Below are 677 nucleotides of genomic sequence, written 5' to 3'. Positions count from 1 at the left end.
GACGAGGCATTGCTAAAGATGCTATACCTCGTCACTATGGATGTCACTCGCAAATGGACGGGCCGCGTGCAAAACTGGGGCCAAATGCTGCTGCCGCTCTCCGTTTTCTTTCCAGAGCGTATCGGCCAGCATCTGCCGTGAGGGTCGATCTCCCTCTCGGGGGAGATTCTCTTTAAACCGGTTTACGATACATGGTTAGCTCACTCCATGTGCACGATTTTTTACGAAAATATCACATTTTCTATGTACCTCATTTCGACTCGAGATTTTGATTATTCAGCAACCCCTAAGTTAAGTCCTCCTTCTCGTGATCTAATGGAATGATGATGCGACTCGTCATCGATCACTTTCCGGCTGCCCATCTATGATATTGAACAGATACATGAAGCCTTTGCCCTACCAGAGATAGTGATGTCGATTCCCCAGAGCTGGATAACTTATTTTATACTCTCCCGTGTCTCAATCCATGGAATAGTTGTAGTAATTTGGCACCTATCAAAGTAAGAAAATGTTATTAAGAGGTATTTTATAACCAATAAAGGATTAATTAGGTGTAAAATATTGGTTGTTTATGGCAAAAATAAAGATTTGGGAGGGGAAATCACTGATGAAAAGGAAGATGACGTTAAAAAAATTAAGTCCAATCCGTCTTATTGTTATGTTAATAAGTTGCAACT

The 677-nt window shown here is 41.4% G+C and carries 1 pseudogene; it reads left to right on the top strand.

Annotation, left to right across the window (positions count from 1 at the left end):
• A pseudogene (locus PPOP_RS22005) lies at window positions 1–141 on the top strand (IS256 family transposase); the annotation flags it as partial.
• Between the last annotated feature and the right edge of the window lie 536 nt (window positions 142–677).

The organism is Paenibacillus popilliae ATCC 14706 (genome assembly GCF_000315235.1).
In the GTDB taxonomy this organism is placed as follows: Bacteria; Bacillota; Bacilli; order Paenibacillales; family Paenibacillaceae; genus Paenibacillus_B; species Paenibacillus_B popilliae.
This window is presented reverse-complemented; position numbering and strand designations above follow the sequence as displayed.